Raw genomic sequence first — 3,059 nt, 5'->3', positions numbered from 1 at the left:
CTTAAATCTTGGGTAATGAGATAAGCCTTCATGCCGTAACCGGCAATGAAAGCCAGGGCTTCCTGAAAAATATCGAGCCGTCCCAAGGAGGGGAATTCATCAATCATCAGCAACAATCGATGCTTGTAGCCCGCCACTGAACGGCCTTCTTTGAACTCCATCGATTCAGTCAGATTGCGGATGATCTGGTTAATCATCAAACGAATCAGAGGCTTCAAGCGGTCTTTGTCTGAAGGTGGCACCACGAGATACAGTGATACCGGCTGCTCGGCATTCATCAAATCGGCCACGGTAAAATCAGATTTGTCGGTATTCGAGGCCACGATGGGGTCCCGATACAGCGTGAGAAACGACATGGCGGTCGAAAGCACGCCAGAACGCTCATTTTCTGATTTGTTCATCATGTCGCGCGCTGAAGCGGCCACGACAGGATGAGGGCGGTCGCCAAGGTGATTCGAGTTCATCATCTCGGCCAGCGTTTCTTCCAGCGTGCGCGAAGGGTCAGAGAGAAATGTCGCCACCCCGCGCAAGGTTTTATCCTCCTCCGAATACATCACATGCAGTACGGTGCCGACCAGCAACGCATGGCCGGTTTTCGCCCAGTGATCGGTCATGCCCTTGCCATCGGGATCGACAATCATCGTCACGAGGTTTTGAATGTCAGCAATTTCCCGCTGAGTGCCCAAGCGCACTTCATTCAAGGGGTTGTAACTGGCCGAACCCGTAATGTCGGTGGGCGAAAACCGGATAATGCGGTTATTCGCCTCCTTCTCACGCCAGCCTGCTGTTAGCGCATAGTTCTCGCCCTTGATGTCGTACACCAAGGCCGAATGCCGCCATGCCAGCAAGGTGGGCAACACCAAGCCCACCCCCTTACCGGAGCGGGTCGGCGCAAAGGCCATGACATGCTCAGGCCCATCGTGCCGCAGGTATTGAATATCGCCCCGTGGGTTTTTCCATGCACCGATAAACACCCCGGCGGCATCAAAAACCCCCATCTCCTTGATTTCATTCTCGCTTGCCCAGTGCGCCGAACCGTGGAGTGAATCCATGCCGACATTGCCAAATTTGCGCCGATACCAATAGCTGATGAGTGCTGCCCCAATAACGGCAACGGCAGCCCCGCCAATCAGCAACACATAAGCGACAGTCACAATCGATTTGAGTGCAGGCACATTGCCGTACTGCCACAGCCAAATGGCAAACATCCAAGGCGCATACAGCTTGCCCATCAGCGGTGAACCCAAGGCCGACTGATAATCCAAAGCCGATGCGAGGTATTGCGTGGTAACAACCGTCACGGTAAGCAACATCAGCAAACCAGCCGCTACGCCGATTAATTGCAAGCCGCCGGGCTCGGTTGGTTTATTGGAGAGACTGTAAAGTTCTGTCGGGGAAGAGGGGTTCTTGGCCATGATTGAATCCAGTGTTGGGACTCAATCACGGTATCAAGGGGGCAGGGAATTGGGAGGGAATGGGTTTACCGCCCCATTTGTTGCTCTAGCGCCTTGCTGTGCTGATTGCCTGACAACTTGCCAAAACCATCGGCACCGTAATTGATAGATGCAAATGAACCCAGCGCCGGAATAACATCCAGTTTGGCCGGGTTGTGTACGGCAACCTGATCGCGTCCACCGGCATCCTTGCCAAATTTGGTAAACACGGCATCCGGCTCAACGGCCAATACCTTGCCCATGACTGAGCGGCGGTTTTGTTGCACCAAGTCATCGGCATGAATGACGGCGTAACTTTGGCCATCGATTTCGATTTGCTGGATTTTTGGTTCGAGGGTGGGTTCTTGCTGCAAGGATTGCTCACGCGCCAGCTCCAAGCCCAGAACATACCCTTGAATTTTTTCAGCATCGGCTGCCGCTCGGAATATTTCCAGAGGATCTTCTTGCAAGGATTTGATCCAAGAGCCGACATAGGCCACATGCTGACCGGGATCATGCCCGATTCCCAGCTCATCGCCCAAAATCATGCTGGCAATTTCAGCTCGCAGTTCTTCTTTGGCATAGGATTCACTGCCAAAACTACCCGTCAAGTCTCGATCAAGGCGGCTGCTGTGCCCCGTCCAGTGCCCCAGCTCATGCAACGCAGTGGCGTAATAGGTATCGGCGCTGGGAAATTGCCCCTTATCCGGAAGATGGATGCTGTCGGTTGAAGGGCGGTAAAAAGCCCGATCGGCTTCGCCATGTCGAATTACCGCACCGGATGCAAGCAAAATGTTTTCGGCACGCTCCTGTGCTTTCCATGTTTGCTCTATTTGAACTTTTGGCTGCAAAGGCGGCAAACCATCGATCTGTTCGGCATTGAATACGGTGGCGAAAAATGCCCGTGGCCGTTCCAGCCTGACGGTTTGTTTTACTTTCTCGCCCTCGGCATTGATCACGGGTTTGCCATGGTCATCGCGCACAATTTGCTCTTCAGTAAATTTCCAATACTGAATGCCCGTGCCTTTCTCGCCTTTGCGCACCTGGGCGCCGATGTCCCGGGCTTGCTTATAGGTCATCCAGCGTTGATCGGAGTAACCTTGAGCCATTAACCACATGGCATTAATGCCCTTGTAGCGATTTTCAGTGGTGGGGTTCATGGGCACGATGCCACCGGCCTCGCCCGGTTGCCATGGTTTTTGCCACGGCGCGGTGCCCTGCTTTAATTGCTCAATCAGTTTTTCGGCCACGATTTCGTGGAAAGGCTTTTTGGGTTCCATGGGAGCAGTCTCCTGAATACGAAATTGCACATCGTCTGATGCTGGAAATGTGTGTTGTTTGTGTTGACCAAGTGGATTTGCTCAACACTAAGCCCATTTATTCGAGTGCCTTATCGCTTTCCTTGGCATCCGCCTCACTGATTGCATCTTCGATGAAAGCGCCCATGAGCTTGGCTTCATCGGCGGTAAACTCGATGGCTCCACAGGATCGTTCAGCCAAAATGATTTTTTCTCGAAGGTCAGCCATGTTCACATCGCCGGGTACTTTGCTTTTGCTTGAGTTCATGTGTTTTCCTTTTGGTAAATGAGATTAACGCTCGATCTGCTGATCGAGCCCATGACCGCG

The 3,059-nt window shown here is 52.9% G+C and carries 2 protein-coding genes and 1 pseudogene; all 3 read right to left on the bottom strand.

Annotation, left to right across the window (positions count from 1 at the left end; all coding sequences use genetic code 11):
- Positions 1-1,415: type IV secretory system conjugative DNA transfer family protein (locus PHD44_RS12550; RefSeq protein WP_300192221.1), on the bottom strand; the 1,415-nt coding region annotated here is incomplete at its 3' end.
- Between the two features lie 419 nt (positions 1,416-1,834).
- Positions 1,835-2,683, bottom strand: a pseudogene (locus PHD44_RS12545) (ArdC family protein); the annotation flags it as partial.
- Positions 2,684-2,810: 127 nt separating this feature from the next.
- Positions 2,811-2,999 carry a conjugal transfer protein TraD gene (locus tag PHD44_RS12540; RefSeq protein ID WP_300192220.1) on the bottom strand — a complete coding sequence of 63 codons (189 nt, stop codon included), beginning with the start codon at positions 2,997-2,999 and terminating at the stop codon, positions 2,811-2,813.
- Positions 3,000-3,059: the final 60 nt, after the last annotated feature.

The organism is Halothiobacillus sp., from assembly GCF_028710545.1.
Classification (GTDB): Bacteria; Pseudomonadota; Gammaproteobacteria; order Halothiobacillales; family Halothiobacillaceae; genus Halothiobacillus.
This window is presented reverse-complemented; position numbering and strand designations above follow the sequence as displayed.

What these genes read in the sequence shown, in the direction of transcription:
- PHD44_RS12540 (WP_300192220.1), bottom strand. Translation starts at nt 2,999, where the DNA reads ATGAACTCAAGCAAAAGCAAAGTACCCGGCGATGTGAACATGGCTGAC.